We start from the raw sequence: 23,772 nt of genomic DNA on the forward strand, positions 1-23,772 counted from the left end.
TTTTAAAACAACTTTATCAATTATCTTCCCATATATAACAAAAGCACAGAAATATCTGCAGGAGAAACGCCGCTAATTCGTGAGGCTTGAGAAATGGTTATTGGTTGAATTTTATTTAATTTTTCACGAGCTTCTAAACTCATAGATTGCAAACCTGAATAATTAAAATTAGCAGAAATTTTAATATTCTCTAACCTATTTAACTTATCTGCATTGTTTCTTTCTTTATCAATATAACCCGAATATTTAACTTGAATTTCTGTTTGTTCAATAACTTCTCTATCTAAATTATTCTCTTGAATATAGTTTTCTACAGATTTAATTTTACGCATATCATCTATAGTAATATTAGGTCTAGCAAATATTTTATGCATCTTCCCTTGTTGATTTACAACTGCAGAATTTTTAGCTTCTAAAACTGGATTTGCTTCTTCTTTTGTAACACTTGTTTCTTTAAAAAAAGTAACGAATTTTTTAGATGCGTTTAACTTTTCTTCCATTCTTTTAAGTCTTTTCTCGCTCGCTAAACCTAGATCATAACCTTTAGGTGTTAATCTAAAGTCTGCATTATCTTGTCTTAATAAAGTTCTGTATTCTGCACGAGAAGTAAACATTCTATAAGGCTCTTCAGTTCCTTTAGTAATTAAATCGTCTACCAAAACACCTATGTAAGCTTCATTACGTTTCAGTATAAAAGGTTCTTTTTCTTGTACTTTAAGCGCTGCATTAATTCCAGCCATTAAACCTTGCGAAGCAGCTTCTTCATAACCTGTTGTGCCATTAATTTGACCTGCAAAATATAAGCCTTCTATCAACTTTGTTTCTAAAGTATGTTGTAATTGTGTAGGTGGAAAATAATCGTATTCTATAGCATAACCAGGTCTAAAAAACTTAACCTTTTCGAAACCAACAATGGAACGCATAGCTTTAAATTGCACATCTTCTGGCAACGATGTAGAGAAACCATTTACATACATTTCAACGGTATTCCAGCCTTCTGGTTCAACAAATAATTGATGACTATTTTTATCTGAAAACCTATTAATTTTATCTTCAATACTTGGGCAATATCTAGGTCCAAGACTTTTAATTCGACCATTAAACATTGGTGAACGATCGAAACCTTCACGCAATAGATCGTGAACCATTTCACTTGTATGTGCCAAATAACATGAACGCTGATGATCTAATGGTTTGGTAATATCCAAATAAGAAAATTTTTCTGGATTAGCGTCACCAGGTTGTTCTGCCATTTTAGAAAAGTCTAAAGAGCGTCCATCTACTCTTGGTGGTGTGCCTGTTTTCATTCTACCAGATTCAAAACCTAAATTTACAAGCTGTTCTGTTATACCAGTTGCTGCTCTTTCTCCTGCTCTTCCTCCACCAAAATTCTTGTCTCCAATATGAATTAAACCATTTAAAAAGGTGCCATTTGTTAACACTACAGATTTAGCTTTAACCATTATACCTAAAGATGTCTTTACACCAGTAACTTTAGCGTTTTCTACAATTAATGCAGAGACCGTTTCTTGATAGAAATCAAGATTTTTTGTATTCTCTAAAAGTAATCTCCAATCTTCTGCAAAACGCATTCTATCGCTCTGTACTCTGGGACTCCACATTGCAGGCCCTTTAGATTTATTTAGCATTTTAAACTGAATCGCTGATGTATCACTAACAATACCACTATAACCACCTAAAGCATCAATCTCTCTTACTATTTGCCCTTTCGCTATTCCTCCCATTGCAGGATTACAAGACATTTGAGCAATGTTTTGTAAATTCATGGTAATAAGCAAGGTTTTACTTCCCATGTTTGCAGCGGCAGCTGCTGCTTCACTTCCTGCGTGACCTGCACCAACAACAATAACATCGTAAATTTCGTTAAACATATTTTAACCTTTAAAAATGTATTATATAATTTCTTTAAGCCTGTTCCACGTGAAACAATTAACTAGTTTAATAAATTTTAAATGTTTGATAATTAAAAAAATGTTCCACGTGAAACATAATTACAACATTTAAAAGTCTGCAAATATACAACGAATTAATTAATACTATACAAGCGTTTTAAGATAGTAGTTTTCTTTGTCACGCATTAAAAGAGCATCAGCTTCTGTCTTGTCTTTATAGCCACAAAAATGTAAAATACCATGTACTAATACGCGATTTAATTCTTCTACAAAGGGAACACTAAAATCTATAGCGTTCTCTTCTACTCTTTCTGTTGAAATAAAAATATCGCCTTGTAGGGTTTTTCCGACAGAGTAATCAAAACTTATAATATCTGTAAGCGTATCATGATTAAGAAACTCTATATTTAATTTATGAAGATAAGTATCGTCACAAAAAACATAGTTTATTTCGTCTTCTTTGCAATTTTCTGCATTTATAACTGTTGAAAGCCAATTAGAAATTTTTAATTCGTTTGTTAGCTTGAAGTTGTTCTCGTAATTAAAACTAATCATTCTTTTGTTTAAAATAATCTTGAACCTTTTTTTTGTAAACTTGCTGCAAAGGTAGAGTTTGCTTATTCAAAATTTCTGTAATATTAAAATATTCTTTAGCCTTAGATATTTGATTATTTGTAGTGTTTATAAATTCTTTTTTATTTGCTTCAGATTTACGTTTGTGGTCTTGACCTTGTTGAAAAGCGGCTTTTTCTAACTTTAATAATTGGTGTTGTAAATTCATCATTTTCGATAGCGTTTCGTTAGTAAAACCACTATTAATTAAGTCTAACTCTACATCTTCCATCTGTTTTAAAAGTTGTTTAGCTTCTGCAGGAGTACCTAGACCCATCTTTTCATCCATTGCAAGTTTATCTTCTAATGCTTGACGTATCATTTGCTGTTGTTGGTAAATTTTAAACAATTCACCATTAACATCCTCATTAAAACCATCTTGACCGTCTTGGTTTCCTCCTTTAACTTCACCGTTATTACCTTTTCCCTCGCCTTTACCTTCACCTTCGCTTTTTCCGTCTTTCCCTTTTTCGCCTTCTTTGCTGTTTTCTCCCTCTTTACCATCTTCTCCCTCTTCTCCTGGCTTCTTTCCTTCTCCAGGTTTTTCGCCTGGTTTGTCACCTTCACCTTCTTTTGGTTTTCCGCTTTCAGCCTTTTTAGTGCCTTCTTCCATTTTTTTATTAAGTTCCTCTTGACTTATAATAATATCTGGAAGCGGAACACCGCCTTCTCCTTGACCAGATCCTGGTGAGGGCATTGCATCCATTAATCCATCTAGCGTGTCGCTTAAAAAATTTGCTAAATTATTTGCAGCCGTTACTGTGTATTGTTGTGACGATACTCCTTTATAAAGATTATTTTCTGCTAACTCTGCTAGTGCTTTGTCTATGTTAAAATATACTTCTGAAATTTCTTTATTGACTTGTTCTGATAATTTAGGTTGACGTAGTGATATTGCAAATAAACTATCGTCTATATGTTCGAAATGGGTACGTAAGTCTTTTTGTTTTTTAAGGTAGGTTGCATATTCATTATGGTTAACTTTTATGCTTTTAAACTGTTTCATCACCTTTTCTTCATCGAAAGAAAATAATACTAGGTTATCTAAAATTTGACGTAACATTTCTATATCTTCCTTTAATGCTTCTCCTCCAGATTGTCTCATTTGAGCTTGCATTTTCATACTCATCTCTTTCATTTTTTGTGCAGCAGACTTTTGTTTAGCTTTTGCTTTATTATTTTGTTCTTGCTTTTCTTCTTCTGTATTAGAATCTTCTTTTTTCTCTAGTTCTTCTGAAGCCTTTTCTTGATCATCTTTTACATTTTCTTCCTTGTTTTTATTTCTAGGAAGCTTAAGTGGGTTTTTAAGTTGTTTATTGTCTTTTTCAAGCTCGTCTAATTGTTTTTGAATCTCTTTAAACTTTTTATTTAAAGCGTCTTGTTTCTCTTTTGTATTCTCTTTTGGGTCTTTATTAGCTAGTTCGTCTTGTTCTTTTGCGAGCTTATCTATCTCATTACCGGTCTTTTCCATTTTTTTAGAAACATAATAACGCTTTGTTAATTCGAGCATTTGCTCTAGACTTCTTTTTTGGTTTTTGGCTTTTTTAGCAAGTTTATCTAATTTTTCAGAAAACTCTTCTTTATTCATCTTTTCTCGAAGTTTTTCAAGTTCCTTAAGAAGTTTTTCGTCTTCTTTAAGCTGTTCTTCGTTTTCTTTTAAACGCTCTTTTAAATCTTCCTTAAATTGATCTTCTTTTTTGTTTTCTTTTTGAAAGTCTTCTAGATTCTCTTGTAGTTTTTTATTAAAATTCTTCATCATTTGCTCTTGTTGCTTTTGACGTTTAATAAAGTTTGTAAATTTCTTTTTATCGTTAAAGCTAAGTTCAGATTTCTCCTTTTGTGTTTTAGATAGCTCTTCTAATTCCTTTTGCTGGTCTTCGAATTTTTCTAAAGTTTTGTTTAAATCTTGAATAGTTTCGTTTTGCTCTTCTAGTTGTTTTTGCTCTTCTTCGTCTGCTGTTCTCTTTCTATAACTAAACACGCTGCTTTTTGTGCTTTTATTATTAGCAAAGGCATCGTTATCAAAAACCTCAAAGTATAATTCGTAACTAACACCTTCATCTATATCTAAATTATTCGGAAATGCACTAACAAACTCACTAAAATTAGATTTAGATATTAGTATTGCTTCTGTTTTTTTCTCCTTATCATTTCCGCTAGGATAATATACTAATTGAAGCTTATTAAGTCCGTAATCATCACTTACTTGTCCTAAAAAATATATGGATTGTTGATCAAGTGAGTCGACTTTAGACTGTAATTTAAGCTCTGGATATTCATCGTGAACTACTTGAATATTAAAAGCTATGTTTTCGTAATCTTTTAAATGGTTATTACTTGTTGAAATACTGTAATCTAAATTATTATAGAGCTTTTTAGTTGCTGAAAAAACCCCATTATTGGAGCTGTTAAACAATAGAGTGTCTTTTGCATAAAGCGTTGCGTAATGTGTAGCTTTGGTTCTTAATTGCCAAGTCACATTTGTTCCTGTTGGTACAACTGCATTTCCAGTGCTTTTTAACACCTCATCTCTTTTGTTAGTATAGTTTGGATAGTTTAAAACCATATCAAAACCCAACAAAGTAGGGACAGGTGCAACTGTTATTGTGTATGGTCTTGAGGTAACATTGTTGGCAGATAGATTAAAAGTAATATTGGTTTTTGGTTGCTCGAAAACATACTCAAAAGCTCCTGCTCCGCGTTGTTGCAAATAGTAGGTTTCGTTGTTAAATGTAATTCTTGCGTTTTCTGGTACAATGTCTCCTGCTGTTTTAATAATTAATCGAAATTCTTTTTTTTCTATGGCTTGCATCTCTTCGTTTAAAACAAAAAACTGAAAAGGAGCAGGAGGTTCGTAAGCTGTTTGATAATTTAATACACGCTCATAACTATCACTAAACCAATTTAACTTACCAGATATTGCAGAGAGTAAAATGATAAGTACAGGAATGGCTGCATATTTTAGATACTTCGTGTTCTTTTTGAAATTAATCGCTAATTTAAAAGGAATAGGTTTAAGCTCTGCCGACTTTTGATCGATACTAGCTAAAAGCAATTCAGAGTCAGATTCTGTGCTTTTTAGCTGGAGCACATTCAATAATTTATCTTTAACCTGAGTAAAATGATTACCAATTAAAACTGAAGCTTCTTCAAAATTGATTCCTTTTTTAAGCTTAAACAGTTTTGCTATTGGTAATATAATAAACTTTGAAAATAATGCAAGCTCTACACCAACAAATAAACAAAACAAAATAGTTCTTGCTCTAGAATTAAGCCATAAAAAATGCTCAACTAATAACGTTATGATTAGGTACAACAAGCCAATGCTAAAAAACAGAATAACACCTTTAATCAACTCATTAGTATAATATTTTCTAATAAATTGCTCTAATTTAGATTGTATGTTTTTAAAATTATTCAAACTCAAATAGTCTATATTGCTTAATAACTCACTAAAATAGTGTTTTATTCTAAATAAGAATTGATTAGATTTATAAGTTTAACATAAACTGTTTACAGATAATGAAAGATTTAAAATACATAGCGGCTTTTTCATTACCATTAATTGCATTTATTGGCTTGTATTTTAAAGGAATCTTTAGTTTTTCAACACCTGTTTACGCTTTTGTAATTATACCATTATTAGAAATTATTTTACCTGTTCAAATAGAAAATCTAACAGATAAAGAAACAAACTCAAAATTAAAAAGAAAAGTATTCGACTGGTTGTTATACCTTAATTTACCAATAGTTTTTGTTTTAATTACTCTAGCTTTTTTTGTTGTTTCAACACAACCTGTTTCAACTTTTGAATTTATAGGATTCGTTTTTTTAATTGGTATTATTCTAGGTACAAATAGTATTAATGTAGCGCATGAATTAGGACATAGACAAAATATTAACGAACGGTTTTTAGGTAAGGCTTTGCTTCTTCCTTCATTTTATATGCACTTTTATATTGAGCATAATTTTGGACATCACCTTCATGTTGCTACACCAGACGATGCTGCAACAGCAAAGTATAACCAGAATGTATATTCCTTTTGGATAACCTCTACTATTAGGCAGTATTTTAATGCATGGAGTATTCAAAAAAAATTACTAAGCAATAATAAGCTGTCTTTCTTTTCTTTAAAAAACGATATGTTTTAGTACACTGATTATCAAACAACTTACTTAATAATTGTTTTCTTTCTTTTTGGAAAAACCACATTATTATTTGCTGTTTTATGTGGCATTGGTGGTATAATAATGCTTGAAACGGTTATTTATATTGAACATTACGGTTTGTTAAGATTAAAAACAAAGTCTGGGTGTTATGAACGCGTTCGAGAAATGCATTCATGGAATTCTAATCATTTAGTTGGATGTATTGTATTGTATGAATTGACTAGACACAGAGACCACCATTATAAATCGTCTAAAAAATATCAAATTTTAGATTGCCATGATGAAAGTCCACAAATGCCCTATGGCTATCCAACATCTATGGTACTGGCGTTGTTTCCGCCTTTATGGTTTGCAATAATGAATAAACGAGTGCCAAAGAACATGATTAATAGTTAATTTGGTTATTAAACTGAACCATTCTTATTAATAATCTTATGTTTCTTTTCTTTGTACTATAGCTATATCAATATATCTTTACGCAATTAAAAATTATACAATGTCTAAAAATGTTCGTGTGCGTTTTGCACCAAGTCCTACAGGACCTTTACATATTGGAGGAGTAAGAACTGCTCTTTTTAACTATTTATTTGCAAAAAAACACAATGGTACTTTTGTGTTGCGTATTGAAGATACAGACCAAAACCGTTATGTTGATGGTGCAGAGAAATACATAGTAGATTCTTTAAACTGGTGTAATATTCCTTTTGATGAAGGACCAGGTAAAAATGAAAAATTTGGACCTTATAGACAAAGTGAACGCAAACATTTATATAAACAATATGCAGAGCAATTAATTGCAAGTGATAATGCATATTACGCTTTTGATACTAGTGAAACATTAGATGCCAAAAGAAAAGAATACGAAGCAAACAAGCAAACTTTTATTTACAATTGGCATAACCGTTTAGAACTAAGTAACTCTTTATCGCTTTCTAAAGAAGAAACGCGAGCAAAATTAGATAATGGAGACGATTATGTTATTCGTTTTAAGATGCTTGATACAAGTAAAGGTTCTCATGGTACTATTTCTACTCAAGATTTTATTCGTGGTCATGTTTCATTTAAAAAAGAAGTATTAGATGATAAAGTCTTGTTTAAAAGCGACGGGATGCCAACCTACCATTTAGCGAATATTGTAGACGACCATTTAATGGAAATTTCTCATGTAATTCGTGGTGAAGAATGGTTACCTTCTGTTCCTCTTCATATTTCATTATACCAATCTTTAGGCTGGAAAGCTCCAGAATTTGCACACTTACCTCTAATATTAAAGCCAACAGGAAAAGGAAAACTAAGTAAGCGTGATGGTGACAAGTTAGGCTTCCCTGTCTTTCCTTTAGAGTATACATCTCCTCAAGAAGGAGTTTCTAAAGGCTATAAAGAAGAAGGCTATTTTCCTGAAGCGGTCATTAATTTCTTAGCCTTTTTAGGGTGGAATCCAGGTACAGAACAAGAGTTATTTAACTTAGACGAGTTGGTAGAATCTTTCGATTTAAATAGAGTTAATAAAGCAGGAGCACGTTTTGATCCAGATAAAACAAGGTGGTTTAATCACCATTACATGCAAGATCAAAATAATGATGAATTAGCTGAAGCTTTTAAAAGTAAACATTCAGAATTAACAGATGTAGATTCAAATTATATTGCAATGGTTATTGGCTTAGTAAAAGAGCGCGCAACATTTGTAAACGACTTTTGGAACTTAAGTAGCTTCTTTTTTGTTGCACCAGATAGTTATGATGAAAAGGCATCAAAAAAAGCTTTTAAAGAGGAAACTAAAGCGTTAATGACGCAATTAGTTTCTATTGTTAGTAACATAAATAATTTTGAAGTAGAAACACTTCAAAAAGAAATAAAAGGATGGATAACTAGTAATGAAATAGGTTTTGGAAAAGTAATGATGCCACTACGTTTAGCTCTAGTAGGTAATTTACAAGGTCCTGATGTTTTTGATATTATGTATATGATTGGTAAAAATGAAAGCGTGAAACGTATTGAAAAACTGATTTCTATATTATAAAACCTAAAAAATTTAAATAAAAAAAGCGTGCTCTATTTTAAATAGAGTTCGCTTTTTTTATGGTGATATTTGTGTTTTACTCTTTTATAAACTTTAGAACAGTATCTACTCCATTAAATTTAATAAAGTAAGTTCCTGTTGCAAAATTAGAAACATCCATAGTATTAGAGCTTACGTTAACCATTTGCTCTTTTACTTTTTGACCTAGCATATTGTAAATAGCAACATTATATTCTTGCTTAATATTCTTTAAACTAATAATTCCGTTTGTTGGATTTGGGAATATAGAAATAGAATTAGCTGCAAACTCATCTACACTTAATAAATTACAAGTGTATGGAGGCATGTTATAACCTTGAGCCGCAAACCTATCTGTCATAGATTGAATATCTGCACAGGTGTAACCATGAGCTGTTCCCATATCTATTGCAGCTTGTCTTACCGCAATTGCTGCATTTTCTTGGTTAGTTCCGCTATTAGTCATACCAAGGCCTTCTAAAAAGGCTTTATCTGTCTTTTCACGACCTATGTCTTCCCAAATTTCCATTAACGTTGTTGCCCACATTTGTCCATCTGTATGTATTTGTCCAACTAATCCTGCTGGATACTGTGCACCATAAACAGTTGTTCTTCCGTTCCAACAAGCATTGTGTCCATCCCAACCAAAAACCCAGTTTCTAGCTGCATCACTTGTAGACCATAAACCTAAGCTTCTTTTATAAGAATTTGCCCAATAATCTCCACTTCCTTCACTTAAACCATTTACTTGAGATAAACCCCCATTGGTAATCCAATCGTGTAAACCGTGTCCTAATTCATGCAATACAACATCTGCGTCTTCTGCATCATCAACACAACCTTCTCCAAAATTTAATGTTCCAGCTGTATAATAAGAGTTATCTCCACCACTAACTCCATGTGGATCGAAACGTATAACACCACCATTTTGTGGTGGAGCTAAAGCAATTCCTAAATCGTTATTTATGTATCGCATTGTCTTATCTGTATGGTAATACACATTGGCTGCCTCAAAACCATCTTCTTGTCTATTAAACTCAAAATTGTTATTACTCTGGATAAATAAGCCTTTATTAGGAGATGTTAGCTCTGCTATTTCAGTATATGGACCTCTTAACCTATATTGTCCACCTGCTAATTCAATATCTAATAATGTAACAGCTGTTCGTGCAGCATCTAGTGCAGCATTAGTAGCGTCGTTTCCGTCTATATATTGTCCTCCATAAGGACTCGTTGTAGCGGTTAATGGATCTGTATCAAAAATCATGGCTGTACCTGTTGCTATAAAAGATGAAGATCTATTTTGCTTGCTTGCTTTCTTTTTCTTGTCTTTATCTTTGTCGCCATGATAATAGATTGCAATATCATTAGCGCTAATAACAACTCCAGTTTGTGCATCTACCATAACTTCCCATCCACCAGGTTTTGTATAAGCATGAACAAAAACTCTATAAGCTAAAACGGTTTCGTTATTGTTTTTTTTAAGTAAAAGTTTATTCTCTTGCTGAGTTATACTTGATGGTTCAACATTTAAATTTAATAATGCATTAGTAAAGGCCTCAGCCTCAGTAACACTTGGTGTCGTGTTAATGTTTTGAATAGTAGCATCGTAAGTACTTGCAAAATAAGAAACAGCATTTCTATTAGAAACATGAACTGTTACCTCAGCATCAAATACCTGTACTCCATTTGCTATTTGGTAAAATCGAAACGTTTCTCCTGTTAATCCTTCTCTGCTAAACAACATATCAAACGTATGATTCACTTGTATGTTTAACTCGTGTTTATTGTCTTCTAGCCAGTTTGTAGCTACTGTTATCTTTTCTACTTGAGCAAAAAGAGCAACACAGCTAAATACTGCGCAAAACGTAAAAAGTAGTTTTTGTTTCATATTTATAATTTTTTGAGGTTAAATGTGTTTATTATAATTAATTGTTTGTAAGATAGTTGCTTTTTTTAAAACGTAATCATTGCTGAAAAAGTTAATAAGGACTGGTTACCTTTAAACTTATTATCATTACCAGTTAAATCGATACTATTATTAGCGTTTAATTTATTTGTGAAACCGTAAATGTATTACGCTCTAAACTTAATGATACTAAATCCAGCTGTTAACCCAATAGCGACATTTACATTAAAATTAGAAATTTCTGTAATATAGTTTGCGGTTAAATTATTGTAATTATTAATCAAAAAAAGCTCTTGTTCATCGTCTTTTAGTTCTAAGTTACTATTTTATTGTAGCATTGGTCCAAAATCTAATGTTAAATAACTACCTGTTAATTTAGCATGCTATAAAAAGCCTAACTTGACGGCTAAAAGTTTATATTCAAATTATCTAGCAGACAGGTCTCTATTACTAGTAAGACCTAAAATCCCTATTGTGTTTTCAGATAATTGCATACCATAACTAGCATTATACCATTTATTTGGAAATCTACAGTAGCACTCATGCCTCCTACCCATACATTACCTTTTGTGGTTTCAAAATTATCTGTAATAATATCAAATTATGTAACACCACCAAAGAGGCTAAAGCCTTTTTTAATTTCGTGATTTTACGTTGAGCAAAACCTTTTTGTAACAAACCATAACATGATTGCTACTAATAAGGTAAGTTGTGTGTTTTTTATTGTTAATATCAGTATTAATGAGCAAATATAACTTATTTTAGTATTTCAAATTTTATTAACATTAAAAGCTGTTTTTTAAGCTTTTTTCTAATCATTTAAAAAAACTGTTATGGGAAAAATTATTCTTATTCCGATTTTATTTTTCGGTCTTATCATTTTAATCTCTGCTTTCTTCGTCGTAAAACAACAAACATCTGCTATTATTGAACGCTTTGGTAAATTTCATAGTATTAGACCATCTGGTTTACACCTAAAGATTCCTTTAATAGATAAAATTGCAGGGCGCTTAAGTTTAAAAATTCAACAATTAGATGTTATTGTAGAAACCAAAACTAAAGATGATGTTTTTGTGCGCTTAAAAGTATCTGTACAATACCGTGTTATTAGCCAAAAAGTTTACGATGCTTTTTACAAGCTAGATTATCCGCATGATCAAATTACGAGTTATGTTTTTGATGTTGTACGTGCCGAAGTACCAAAAATGATATTAGATGACGTGTTTTTACGTAAAGACGATGTTGCAATAGCAGTAAAATCTGAACTTAACGATGCTATGTCTGACTATGGTTTTGATATTATTAAAACATTAGTAACAGATATCGATCCAGATGCTCAAGTTAAAGAAGCTATGAACCGTATTAATGCTGCAGATAGAGAAAAAACTGCTGCTCAATATGAAGGAGATGCACAACGTATTTTAATTGTTGAAAAAGCAAAAGCTGAAGCTGAAAGCAAGCGCTTACAAGGACAAGGTATTGCAGACCAACGTCGTGAGATTGCACGTGGTCTTGAAGAAAGTGTAGAGGTTTTAAATAAGGTTGGTATTAACTCTCAAGAAGCTTCTGCGTTAATAGTTGTAACCCAACATTACGATACTTTACAGGCTATTGGTAGCGAAACGAATAGTAATTTAATTTTATTGCCAAATTCGCCTCAAGCTGGAAGTAATATGCTTAATGATATGGTTGCTAGTTTTGCAGCTAGTAACGAAATTGGTGAAGCTATGAAAGAAGCTAAACTTAATAAAAAAGCAGGTAAATAAGGTTTTACCATTAACACCTAAACAATTATTTATGTTTAAAAAAACTGTTTTTATTTTCTTTATCTGTTTTGCTACACAAGCATTTGCTTAAAATACAGAAACACTAAAAGCTTTTGCGTTACGAGATGCTCAAGCAGCCTCTGATGCAACCGTTAGAAAAGGTTTTAAAACATTATTAACCTATCCGCATCCAAATCTTTTGGAAGCTGTTGGTGGAGTATATGTAATGGAAGAGTATTTAAAAACCACATTTACAGAAATGAAAGCAAATGGTTTTTTAAATAAAAAAGTAGAAAAAATCTGTTTCAGATGTTGTAAAAGAACAAGGTGAATACCGTTGTTTTGTAGAAAATTACAACCAAATGAAGATGAAAAACAAACGCATAACAGCTACTAGTTATATGATAGGTTTTTATAATGAAACAACTAAAAAACGGACGTTTGTTGAAGCAAAAGAAATGAAAGCTGATACAGGAACTATTATTGAATACTTTCCAAACTTTAAAACATCTTTAGTTATTCCTGAAAACACTATGAATGTTGAAGAACTCTCGTAATTATTAATAAATTATTTATGAGGTTTAAAAATAAAAAATGTGTACTAAAATAGTGCGCTTTTTTGTTTAAATATTATGATTTAAAAGGATGTCTTTCTACCCATTTTGTAACAGGATTAAGAAACTTAACAATTAATTTTAGTATAGAATTTGCAATAAAATTAGTGTGTTTCATATAAATATGCATTGTTCTTGGCTTTGCACCTACAGAACTCTTAATCTCCATTGCTGTTCTAGCATAAACAATATTTTTAAAATTATTTTCTATACCATATTGTGCCATATCAAAAAGCATGTTTAAGTACGTTTGATGTTTATATTGATAATCTTGGTTATAACCCAAAAAATAAGTTTCTAGCGTTTTATTGTTTACTATTAAAGTGTAAAAACCAACAAGTTCTTGATTTATAAAATAACCGAAAATTTTAAAATTTTCGTTAAGTTCTTTTTTTAAGGTTATAAAATGCGTTTCGTTTAAAATAAAAGAATTTACGCGAGCATTATCTGATACGTTTTTATAAAGTTGATAGATTTCTAATTCTAAATCTTCTAAATCTTTTAAAGATAATTCTCGCTTAATAAGTTGTTTTCCCTTCTTTCTTGCAGATTTAAAACGATCTCTGTATTTTTTTGTGAAAGCTGATGTGTAATCTTCTAATACTCTCCAAGTCTCTGGTATTGTAAAAACCATATTTGTTTGTACTTGTACTTTATAAAGGCTCTTTGTTTTAAAAAAATCTTGATTATCATGTATTTTATCTTCTTCAAAATAATCTTTAAAAGCTATTAACCTTACTTTCTTATTTAAGTTTTTCTTAAGCTTATCTGTTATAGCTGAAATAGCTGAAGAGACTTGATTAAGGTATTCCTTATAACTAATACTTTGGCTATTAAAATATAATCCATGTTGTCCTGTGTGCATTAAGTTTCCAATAATTAATATATTTCCAGTTACAATTTTTGAAATGAGCTGCTTCGATTTTTTAATTAAATACTTATCGTTAGTGTTTCTAAAAACATCTTCTAGATACATTTCTACACGTTGTATTATTGCTATTCCAACAAGCTCTTTGTTGTTAAAAACCGCGATATAATTAGGTGTAATATTTTTAGGGCTAGAAAGCTCCAAAGCTTTTAAAAAAGGTGTTTTTAAAAACAAATCGTTATTTGGTAGGGTGTCCCAAGACTTAGGAAGATCGCTTACATTAGAATGAATTTTATAGTCAATCAAAATTATAGAAAAGAAAAAAGACTAAAACAGAAAATTTCAGTCTTTGTAAAGTTAGTATTTATACTCATTATCTCCAACCGCAGATAATAGCTCCCATAATTGCTAAAGAAATTATCCAATAGCCAGAATTAATGAAAATGTATTTCCAGCTCTTACGTTCAAACATTCCGTTAATTGCAATAACAGGAAAGAATAAGAAAACACCTGCTAATACACCGTGTAAAGCACCATGTTTAAAGCTTCTAAATTCGTTTCCATATTCTTGCACAAAAGCAAGGTGTGTTTCTGTTTCACCTAATTCTCCTTGAGCTAAAGCAAAAACTCGCATTTGATGAGTGGTTAAGTTTTGTAAAAAAAAGACTAGAACGAATGATAATAATAATGTAAGGCTAAAAATAAGAGCCATGTTACCGCTTTTCATTTTTTCTAAAGTCATTTCTGCTTCTTGCATCCATGCGTTTCCAAAAAATACTGGATTGTACCACAAAAACCCTATGACGATAGGTGCAATTGCAGCTACTAATATTGCTAAATAATTAAATTCCATCGTTGTAAATGTTTTAGTGTTAGTTAGTTAAATGTACAAAAAAGTAATTGCTCACTATTTCTACAAGTATTTTATATTTATTTAATTGAAGTAGCCTCAGTAACTAACAATTCGTTTTTATCCTCTAATGCTTTTGCTATAAAATTATTTATGTCTTCATTTCTTTCGTGTCCGTTTTCTAATAAAACACCTAAACTTATCATAGTAATAATTCGTGTTCCTGCTTTTTTTACTGCAGTTCCAAAAAGCGGTTCTAAGTCTTGATAAGTTACATTTTTAGCTAATTCAATAATCTCTGTTTTTGCTTTTTCGCGCTGTGCATCTTGCATTCTATCGTACTTTTTACCGTAAGACTTTATTTGCTCTATTGCAGAACGATTATTTTGTTGTGGTTGCTTTTGCTGATTATTATTATTTTCTTTTGGCTTTACTTTTACCCAAGAATCTCTAAGCCCAACCGTTTTATTGAATACTAATTTATCTAAACTTGAGTCTAAATCAACATTAAAATAACCTAAGCGTTGAAACTGAAACTGCTCGCCTATTTTTGCTTCTGCAAGACTTGGCTCTACAAATGCTTCTATAATTTTTAATGAGTTTGGGTTAATAAAGTGCATAAAATCTTTGTCTGCGTGACTATCTGGAGCTTCGTTTGTAAATAATCTATCATATTCGCGAACCTCTGCTTTTATTGCGTGCTTTATAGAAACCCAGTGTAAAGTCCCTTTTACTTTTTTTTCTGTGTCTTGTGAATATGTACAATGAATTTCGATAATATTACTTTTTTCGTCTTTAACAACACTCTCTGCTTTTATAATATAAGCGTTTTTTAAACGTACTTCTCCACCAAGCCTTAAACGGAAAAATTTACTTCCGGCTTGTTCTTTAAAATCTTCCTTTTCTATATATAGTTCTCTTGAAAACGGTACTTTTCTAGAACCGGCACTTTCATCTTCTGGATTATTTTCAGCATCAAGCCATTCTACTTTATCTTCAAGATAATTGGTAATTATTAGTTTTATTGGGGCTAAAACAGCCATAACCCTATCGGCTTTCTTGTTTAAATCTTCTCGAATACAGAACTCTAAAAGCGATACATCAATTATATTTTCGCGTTTAGCAACACCTACGGTTTCTACAAACTTTCTTATAGATTGTGGTGTATAACCACGACGTCTTAATCCTGAAATAGTAGGCATTCTTGGATCGTTCCATCCAGAAACCACACCATCTTCTACTAACTTAAGCAGCTTACGTTTGCTCATAATTGTATAACTTAGGTTTAAACGTGCAAACTCACGCTGTTTTGGTTGCATAGGATACTTGTTCTTTGCAAAGGTGTAAACTTGCTCCTTAAACCAGTCGTAAAGCTCTCTATGAGGCTTAAACTCAAGCGAACAAAGTGAGTGAGAGATTTGTTCTATATAATCGCTTTCTCCATGAGTCCAATCGTACATTGGATAAATACACCAATCGTTAGCAGTACGATGGTGGTGTTTTTTTAATACGCGATACATAATAGGATCACGCATTAACATGTTAGGGTGTTGCATGTCTATTTTTGCGCGTAAAATATGCTCACCTTCATTACATTCTCCTGCTTTCATTTTTGCAAAAAGCGCAAGGTTCTCCTCTATTGTTCTGTTTCTGTAAGGTCCATCTATTCCTGGTTGAGTAGGTGTGCCTTTTTGCTCTGCCATAGCTACACTAGGTTGAGAATCTATATAAGCTTTACCATCTTTTATTAATAATATTGCCCAGTCGTAAAGTTCTTGAAAATAGTCTGATGAGTAACGCTCTTCTGCCCATTTATAACCTAACCAAGACACATCTTTTTTAATAGCATCTACATATTCTTGCTCTTCTTTAGCAGGATTAGTATCGTCGAAACGAAGGTTTACAGGAGCGTTATATCTTTCGCCTAACCCAAAACTAATACTTATAGCTTTTGTGTGGCCAATATGTAAATATCCATTAGGTTCTGGTGGAAAACGAAAACGTAGTTTATTTTTCGATAAACCGTTAGCTAAACCCTCTTCTATAATGTGCTCTAAAAAGTTGAGCGATTTGGTTTCTGTAGACATATTGTTATTGAATATTTTTTATTGATTATTTACTCTAAATCAATATTAAAAAAACGTTGTAAAATTAATGAAAATACGTAACAAATTATAGGTTTATAGGACTTATACTTTGAATTGTTAATCTATAAAACTAAAAACTATGAATTACGAATGTCCAAAATGCCACAAGACAACTTGTGAAATTGATAAAATGCGAGCTACAGGTGGAACGTTTTCAAAAATTTTTGATGTACAAAATAAAAAATTATCTACAGTTACTTGTAAAAAATGTACATATACCGTGTTTTTTAAAACCAAAACCAGTGTAATTAGTAATATCTTTGATTTTTTTACAAACTAAAATATAGTAATGGGAATAATTAAAGTTGAAAATATCCGCATTTTTGCCAATCATGGTTGCTTGAAAGAAGAAACAGCTATTGGAAGTGATTACCGCGTAGATTTAAAAGTAAAAGCAGATTTAGAAAAAAGTGCTAATTCTGATGCACTTAGTGATACTGTAGATTATGTTTTTTTAAATAAAGTTGTTGCTGAAGAAATGGCTATTCCAAGTGCGCTTTTAGAGCATGTTGCAAAGCGTATTTTAAAGCGCATATTTGCAGAAGATAAGTTAGTTACTACTGCAACAATTGCAGTTAGTAAAATAAATCCTCCAATAAGTGGTGATGTTGAGATGGTTACTATAGAATTAACTGAAAAAAGAAAAAGCTAAAGTATATAGCGTTAAAAGGGAATTATTTTTATATTTACCATCTCATTAATAATAAAGAGTTTTCTATTAAAAATAGAAAATAGGGTGTCGTGGCCGAGTGGCTAGGCAGTGGTCTGCAACACCATCTACAGCGGTTCGAATCCGCTCGACACCTCAAAAAGAGTTACTTTTTAAAGTAGCTCTTTTTTTTATGATTAAATTTTTTGGAAACTATAATAATGTTGAATCTGTTTAAAACTACTAAAAAAATATTCCGCGTAAGTTGATATTATAATTAATGTGTATTCTCTTCTATTTTCTCGAAGATTTCTTGAGGATTTAATTTATCTTTTGGAAGAAAACCTTTAACAATAAGCACTGTTCCACAAATTACTAAAATTAGTCCTAGAAGACGTTTAACCTTAATAATAGCTTTAGCCGTGAGTTTGTTTTTTAATTGTTTTGCTAGTAAAATTTTAAAAAGATCTGTTACAAAGTAAGCTGAAATCATAGTTCCAAAAAAGATAATAAATCTATTGGTATCGTTTTCTAAACTCGGACCAACAACAATAATAATTCCTAACCAAAAAACTAAAACTCCAATATTAATAAAGTTTAGAAAGAAACCTTTAATAAACAGTGAAAGGTAATTGGTTTTTGGCTTTGCTAATTCTACAGTATCTACAGCTTCTACAGCTTCTTTATTTTGTTTTTTAAAGTAAATAATAAAACCATAAGCTGCTAAAATAGTGCCCCCAAAGACATAAAGGCCTGGTTGATTGCTTAAATTTTCTAATAATTGAAAGCTTGAAAAATAAGCGATTGCTATAAATATTATATCTGCTAAAATAACACCTAAATCTAATGCTAATGCAGCTCTAAAACCTTTAATAACACTTGTTTCTAGAAGTACAAAAAACACTGGTCCAATCATGAAGGCTAAGAAAAAGCCTAATGGTATTGCTGCCTGAATGTCTTCAATCATAAAAAGGAAAGTGTTGTTTATATCAAATAAACTAATTTAATATATAATCAATCATTTTAAAATTTAATTGATATTACAAAGTAAAGAAATTTATAGGATTAAAATAAAAGATTATAAAGTATTACAGTTTAATATGTAAAAATAAAAATTTATTTATCTTCTACGACAGTTACTACTGTTCCTGTTATAGAGATTATTAAAATAGATGTTGCTGATAATGGTTTAATATCAACTTTAATTCCAACTACTGAATTAACATTTAAAGCTTGTGTTTTGTTTTGTAATTTTTAAAAAGCTTCTTCTTTAATATTTTGAAGGCCCTCCTCATAAGCTTCTTGATGTTTTTTCATACTAAACATGTCTATAAAAAACATTTTTTTACCTTTATAAAAATGACTTGAATTATTAGATATTCCTGAAACTATACCTTTGTATTCTATTATTTTAAAACCTTCAATTGAATTTATTGTTGTAAGTATCATACTTTTTTTTGTTTTTAAGTAGTTGAAAAAATATTTTTATTTCATGTTAAAAATAAAAAAAGCCTCAGTAAAACTGAAGCTTAAGTTTATTATTTTATTATTTTTCTGAAACAACATTTACTACACTACTAGTTAAAGATATTATATTAACACCAGTTGTCGCTAAAACTTTAAAATCTATTTTAATACCAACCACAGTGTTTGCATTTAAAGCTTGAGCTTTTTCTTTTAATTTAGAAAAAACTTCCTCTTTTACATCGTTTACACTCTTATTTAAAGAATCTAAATACTTACTTGTACTAAAAGAAAATATAACTTTTTGTTGCTATGCACTTACTCCTGTTACAATACCTTTATAATCTATTCTTCTAAAGCCTTCTACAGAGTTTGTTGTTGTTAAAATCATGGATAGTTGTTTTTTTTATTAGTATAAAAAGTATTAGAATTGTTACAATTATATAATAATAAAGTTACATTTTTATTATAAATTAAATTATGCTTCAGGTTTTCCTATAAGTTCAAAATCTAAGTGACGTTTTACTAAATCTGCATTTTTAACTTTTACAATTACTTCATCACCTAGTTGATACATGGTTTTTGTTTTTTTACCAATTAATGCATATTGTTCTTGATCGAACTCATAATAATCACCTTTAATATCCCGAGTTCTTACCATACCTTCACATTTATTAGCAACAAGCTCTATGTAAATTCCCCAATCTGTAACTCCAGAGATGACACCTAAAAATTCTTCATCTTGGTGATCTTGCATAAATCTAATTTGCATGTATTTAATAGAATCTCTTTCGGCTTTTGTAGCAAGATATTCCATATTACTAGAATGTTTACAACGCTCTTGGTATACGTCTGCATTAGCTGTTTTTTCGCCATCTAAATACCGTTGTAATAAGCGATGTACCATAACATCTGGATAACGACGAATAGGAGATGTAAAATGACTGTAATAATCGAAAGCTAAACCGTAATGGCCAATATTTTTGGTAGTATACTCTGCTTTAGACATGGTACGTATTGCTAAAGTATCTACTAGGTTTTGTTCTTTTTTACCTTGTACATCACTTAATAACTTATTTAAAGAGGATGCTATACCGTTTTTACTATTAAAGTTAAGCTTATACCCAAATTTAGAAACAACGCCTTGTAAAGTTATTAATTTATCTTCATTTGGCTCGTCGTGTACTCTATAAACAAACGTTTTTTCTGGTTTTTGTTTTCCAATAAATTCTGAAACTTTTCGGTTTGCTAATAACATAAATTCTTCAATAAGTTTATTAGCATCTTTACTGGTTTTAAAAAATACACCTACAGGATTTGATTCTTGATCTAAATCGAATTTTACTTCAATTTTATCGAAAGAAATAGCTCCAGATTGCATGCGTTTTCCACGCATGATTTTCGCTAATTCATCCATTTTTAAAACAGCATCTGCAATAGCTTGATCTGTTATATATTCTTTTCCTGTAAGTGAAACTTCAGCAGGAATTGTATTATTTTTATTTCCTATAATAGCTTGTGCTTCTTCGTAAGCAAAACGTGCATCAGAATACGTTACCGTTCTTCCAAACCATTCGTTTATTATTTGAGCTTTGTTATTTAATTCCAAAACTGCAGAAAATGTATATTTTTCTTCGTGTGGACGTAAAGAACAAGCACTATTACTTAAAATTTCTGGCAACATAGGTACCACTCTATCTACTAAATATACTGAAGTTGCACGCTTGTAGGCTTCATCGTCTAAAACGGTACCTTTTTGTAAATAATGCGACACGTCTGCAATATGAATTCCTATTTCATAATTACCATTTTCTAGAACGGTAAACGATAAAGCATCATCAAAATCTTTAGCATCTTTTGGATCTATAGTAAAAGTTAAATCCTTTCGCATATCGCGACGCTTCTTAATTTCTTCTGGTTTTATGTTTAAATCTATATTGTTTACATAATCTTCAACTTCTTTTGGAAATTCGTAAGGCAAACCGTAATCTGCTAGAATTGCGTGGATTTCTGTATTGTGTTCACCAGCTTTTCCTAGTACTTTTATAACCTTTCCGTTAGGAGAATCCGATTTTTCTAGCCATTCTTCCATAGTAACTAATACTTTGTCACCATCTTCAGCATTCATGGTTTTATTGATAGGTACAAAAATGTTGGTTTTCATTTTATTACCATCTACCACTACAAAAGCAAAATTCTTTTTTATGTGTACTTGTATAATACCAACATATTCGGTTTTAGCTCTCTTAATTATTCTAGTAATTTCACCTTCTTGTTTACCGCTTTTTCTACGTTTGTAAACATATAATTCTACTTCATCTCCATTTAAAGCTTTGTTTACATTATTTGAACCAATATAAATATAGTCTTCAAAATCATCGCAAATAACATAACCGTTGCCACGTTGCGCAGCATCGAAAATTCCTGTATAGTACACTGTATTACTATTTATTTGAAACTTACCACGATCGATTTCTTTAATTTCTTCTTTCGCTTTAAGTTGTTGTAATTTTTTTATAATCTGGTTACGACTACTCGCATCGTTAACGCTTAATATTGCTCCAATTTGTTTATAATTGAATGCTTTGTTTCTATCTTTTTTTAAAATACTTAGAATTGTATTTGTTAGATTGGAAATCTTGTTATGACTTGGTTTCCTGTGTTTCTTTTTACTCATGTAATGTTTTAATGTAATTGAATTCCTAAAGTTATTGGAATTTTTGATTTTTATATCAATTGTATTATTAAATAATTGATAATAAATAGCAATTAGAAGAAGATGTTTTGCTATTATGTTTATGCAAAGCTACGTTTTTTTAAATTAAATTATTATTTATTTAAAGTTAACTTAATATAAAAGGGTTTATAAATTTTAAAAGTAGAAGTAAACTTTTATTAACATTTATAATATATATTATTATTCTTTCTTTAAAATTTAAAAAAAAATTGATGATTATGATTGCTTGTTAATAGCGGTATAACTTTATAGTATTTTATTTTTATATGTTACTTATATCTTTCTATTAACAGTTTATAAACATATTAAAGTACTGATTTTAATACTAATTAGGTTTACTATTAACAACTGTTTATAACCTTAATTAACCAACTTTTTTTAATAAGTATTTTATTTTTTTATGTTGGTATGGGTTTTTTTTTTAATGATAAATAAATAAAAGAAAACAACTAACTTTTTTGGTGGTTTAGTTTATATTTTAGTTTAGAAAATTAACTGGATAAACCTAATAAAAGTTTTTAAAAACAGTGATTAGATATTAACAAGTAGTTACTATTAAAAACTATAGTTATTAACAATAGTTTTAAACACTCTTTTTAAGTTGAATTTTCAAACATATAAATTTTGAATAAGTTCCTAAGTATTACTTATTAATAGTTACAATCAATTATTAACTTTACGTTTTATAAAGCAAATAGATTTCTTTTTTACTGAAACTATTTTAAACCTTAATTAGATGACAATATCAATAGGAAACGATCACGCAGGAACAGATTATAAATTTACTATTATTACACATTTAGAAGCAAAAGGAATAACTTTAATAAATCATGGAACAGATGCTAGTGATAGTGTAGACTATCCAGATTTTGTTCATCCAGTTGCTAAAGATGTAGAGAATAAAAAAGCAACTTTTGGAATATTAATATGCGGAAGCGCAAATGGTGTTGCTATGACTGCTAATAAACATCAAGATATAAGAGCTGGTATTTGTTGGACAAAAGAAATTACAGCTTTAACACGCCAACATAATAATGCAAATATTATTTGTATTCCTGCACGTTATACAGCTGTACAACAAGCAATAGCTATAGTAGATACGTTTTTAGAAACTGAATTTGAAGGTGGTAGACACCAAAACCGAGTTGCTAAAATACCATGTTAATTGGGACAGCAACACAATAATAATCACGCACACAATCACAACAATTTAAAAGGTAGAAACTTATTAATTTTTATTTTTTTAAATATAATAATTTCAGTTGCACAAATAATAGGTGGAATACTATCTGGAAGTTTTGCTTTGTTAAGCGATGCTTTACATAATTTTAGCGATGTTGTATCGCTTGTTATTAGTTATATAACAGATAAACTATCTAAACGTAAAGCCTCTTTATATAAAATCTTGGCTTATAAACGTGCCGAAATTTTAGTAGCTTTTATAAATGCAGCTACATTACTAATAGTTGTTATTTTATTGATTATAGAAGCTATAAAGCGTTTTCAAAACCCTCAAGAAATAGAAAGTAATTTTATTATTTGGTTATCTTTTATAGCTATTTTAGGAAATGGTTTTAGTGTATTATTATTAAAAAAAGACAGTAAATCTAATATGAATATACGAAGTGTATATTTACATTTATTAACAGATATAATAGCAAGTGTAGCTGTTTTATTTGGAGGATTATTAATAAAATTTTATTCTATTTTTTGGGTAGACAGTGTGTTTACTTTCATAATTGCAATTTATCTAGTATGGATCGGTTTTAGTCTTTTAAAAGAGTCTACTAAAGTATTAAGGTTATTTACTCCAGAAACTATACCTGTAGATGATATTAAAAACGTACATCATATTCATGTTTAGCAATTAAATAACGATGAAATTCATTTTGAAGCACATGTAGATTTTGAAAAAAATATTAAACTCACAGAATTTGATAGTATTTTATCTAAAATTAAAGAATTACTATTTCGTAAATTTGAAATAAACCATGTAAATATTCAACCATAGTTTAGAAAGGATGATGTTAAAGAC

Annotated in this window: 16 protein-coding genes, 1 tRNA gene and 2 pseudogenes; 9 read left to right on the plus strand and 10 right to left on the minus strand. The window is 30.3% G+C overall.

The window, feature by feature from the left end; genetic code table 11:
- Positions 1–20: 20 nt before the first annotated feature.
- The 3 genes from mnmG to QNK89_RS03115 form a co-directional block, all read right to left on the minus strand.
- Positions 21–1,892, minus strand: a complete 1,872-nt coding sequence (gene mnmG / locus QNK89_RS03105; protein WP_340169505.1) for a tRNA uridine-5-carboxymethylaminomethyl(34) synthesis enzyme MnmG — start codon at positions 1,890–1,892, stop codon at positions 21–23.
- A gap of 165 nt (positions 1,893–2,057) precedes the next feature.
- Positions 2,058–2,468: an rRNA maturation RNase YbeY gene (gene ybeY / locus QNK89_RS03110; RefSeq protein ID WP_340169506.1), complete on the minus strand. Its 411-nt coding sequence runs from the start codon at positions 2,466–2,468 to the stop codon at positions 2,058–2,060.
- Positions 2,461–5,946, minus strand: coding sequence for a DUF4175 family protein (locus QNK89_RS03115; RefSeq protein WP_340169507.1), 3,486 nt, complete (start codon positions 5,944–5,946; stop codon positions 2,461–2,463). The genes ybeY and QNK89_RS03115 overlap by 8 nt, the downstream gene beginning before the upstream one ends.
- A gap of 101 nt (positions 5,947–6,047) precedes the next feature.
- Between QNK89_RS03115 and QNK89_RS03120 the strand changes: the two are divergent.
- A pseudogene (locus tag QNK89_RS03120) lies at positions 6,048–7,091 on the plus strand (alkane 1-monooxygenase).
- A 100-nt stretch (positions 7,092–7,191) separates the two neighbouring features.
- Positions 7,192–8,715 carry a glutamate--tRNA ligase gene (gene gltX, locus QNK89_RS03125; protein ID WP_340169508.1) on the plus strand — a complete coding sequence of 508 codons (1,524 nt, stop codon included), beginning with the start codon at positions 7,192–7,194 and terminating at the stop codon, positions 8,713–8,715.
- Positions 8,716–8,791: 76 nt separating this feature from the next.
- Here the strand turns inward: gltX and QNK89_RS03130 are convergent, their stop codons facing one another.
- Positions 8,792–10,624, minus strand: a complete 1,833-nt coding sequence (locus QNK89_RS03130; RefSeq protein WP_340169509.1) for a T9SS type A sorting domain-containing protein — start codon at positions 10,622–10,624, stop codon at positions 8,792–8,794.
- Between the two features lie 851 nt (positions 10,625–11,475).
- Between QNK89_RS03130 and QNK89_RS03135 the strand changes: the two genes are divergently transcribed.
- Both QNK89_RS03135 and QNK89_RS03140 read left to right on the plus strand, forming a co-directional pair.
- Positions 11,476–12,408, plus strand: coding sequence for an SPFH domain-containing protein (locus tag QNK89_RS03135; protein WP_340169510.1), 933 nt, complete (start codon positions 11,476–11,478; stop codon positions 12,406–12,408).
- Positions 12,409–12,770: 362 nt separating this feature from the next.
- Complete coding sequence (locus QNK89_RS03140; RefSeq protein ID WP_340169511.1) at positions 12,771–12,965, plus strand: hypothetical protein; 195 nt, start codon at positions 12,771–12,773, stop codon at positions 12,963–12,965.
- Between the two features lie 73 nt (positions 12,966–13,038).
- On the opposite strand, the gene QNK89_RS03145 is transcribed toward QNK89_RS03140, so the two are convergent.
- The 3 genes from QNK89_RS03145 to QNK89_RS03155 form a co-directional block, all read right to left on the minus strand.
- On the minus strand, positions 13,039–14,196 hold the full coding sequence (locus tag QNK89_RS03145; protein WP_340169512.1) for a GNAT family N-acetyltransferase: 1,158 nt from the start codon (positions 14,194–14,196) through the stop codon (positions 13,039–13,041).
- A 67-nt stretch (positions 14,197–14,263) separates the two neighbouring features.
- On the minus strand, positions 14,264–14,743 hold the full coding sequence (locus QNK89_RS03150) for a DUF1761 domain-containing protein (RefSeq protein WP_340169513.1): 480 nt from the start codon (positions 14,741–14,743) through the stop codon (positions 14,264–14,266).
- Positions 14,744–14,820: 77 nt separating this feature from the next.
- Positions 14,821–16,827 (minus strand): glutamine--tRNA ligase/YqeY domain fusion protein, encoded by a 2,007-nt coding sequence (locus tag QNK89_RS03155; protein ID WP_340169514.1) that lies wholly within the window; start codon positions 16,825–16,827, stop codon positions 14,821–14,823.
- Between the two features lie 139 nt (positions 16,828–16,966).
- Between QNK89_RS03155 and QNK89_RS03160 the strand changes: the two genes are divergently transcribed.
- The 3 genes from QNK89_RS03160 to QNK89_RS03170 all read left to right on the plus strand — a co-directional run bounded on the left by QNK89_RS03160 (position 16,967) and on the right by QNK89_RS03170 (position 17,693).
- Positions 16,967–17,167, plus strand: a complete 201-nt coding sequence (locus QNK89_RS03160; protein WP_340169515.1) for a zinc ribbon domain-containing protein — start codon at positions 16,967–16,969, stop codon at positions 17,165–17,167.
- Positions 17,168–17,176: 9 nt separating this feature from the next.
- Positions 17,177–17,539 carry a dihydroneopterin aldolase gene (gene folB, locus QNK89_RS03165; protein ID WP_340169516.1) on the plus strand — a complete coding sequence of 121 codons (363 nt, stop codon included), beginning with the start codon at positions 17,177–17,179 and terminating at the stop codon, positions 17,537–17,539.
- Between the two features lie 83 nt (positions 17,540–17,622).
- Positions 17,623–17,693, plus strand: a tRNA-Cys gene (locus tag QNK89_RS03170).
- Positions 17,694–17,813: 120 nt separating this feature from the next.
- Here QNK89_RS03170 and QNK89_RS03175 read toward each other — a convergent pair.
- From QNK89_RS03175 to rnr, 3 genes are all read right to left on the minus strand, one after another.
- Positions 17,814–18,503, minus strand: a complete 690-nt coding sequence (locus QNK89_RS03175; protein WP_340169517.1) for a LysE family transporter — start codon at positions 18,501–18,503, stop codon at positions 17,814–17,816.
- A gap of 287 nt (positions 18,504–18,790) precedes the next feature.
- Positions 18,791–18,985 carry a heavy metal-binding domain-containing protein gene (locus QNK89_RS03180; RefSeq protein ID WP_340169518.1) on the minus strand — a complete coding sequence of 65 codons (195 nt, stop codon included), beginning with the start codon at positions 18,983–18,985 and terminating at the stop codon, positions 18,791–18,793.
- 493 nt (positions 18,986–19,478) lie between these two features.
- Positions 19,479–21,677: a ribonuclease R gene (gene rnr / locus QNK89_RS03185; RefSeq protein ID WP_340169519.1), complete on the minus strand. Its 2,199-nt coding sequence runs from the start codon at positions 21,675–21,677 to the stop codon at positions 19,479–19,481.
- A 796-nt stretch (positions 21,678–22,473) separates the two neighbouring features.
- Between rnr and rpiB the strand changes: the two genes are divergently transcribed.
- Both rpiB and QNK89_RS03195 read left to right on the plus strand, forming a co-directional pair.
- Positions 22,474–22,902, plus strand: a complete 429-nt coding sequence (gene rpiB, locus QNK89_RS03190; RefSeq protein ID WP_340169520.1) for a ribose 5-phosphate isomerase B — start codon at positions 22,474–22,476, stop codon at positions 22,900–22,902.
- A pseudogene (locus QNK89_RS03195) lies at positions 22,903–23,748 on the plus strand (cation diffusion facilitator family transporter).
- Positions 23,749–23,772 lie beyond the last annotated feature (24 nt).

This window comes from Lacinutrix sp. (assembly GCF_037625555.1).
GTDB lineage: Bacteria > Bacteroidota > Bacteroidia > Flavobacteriales > Flavobacteriaceae > Lacinutrix.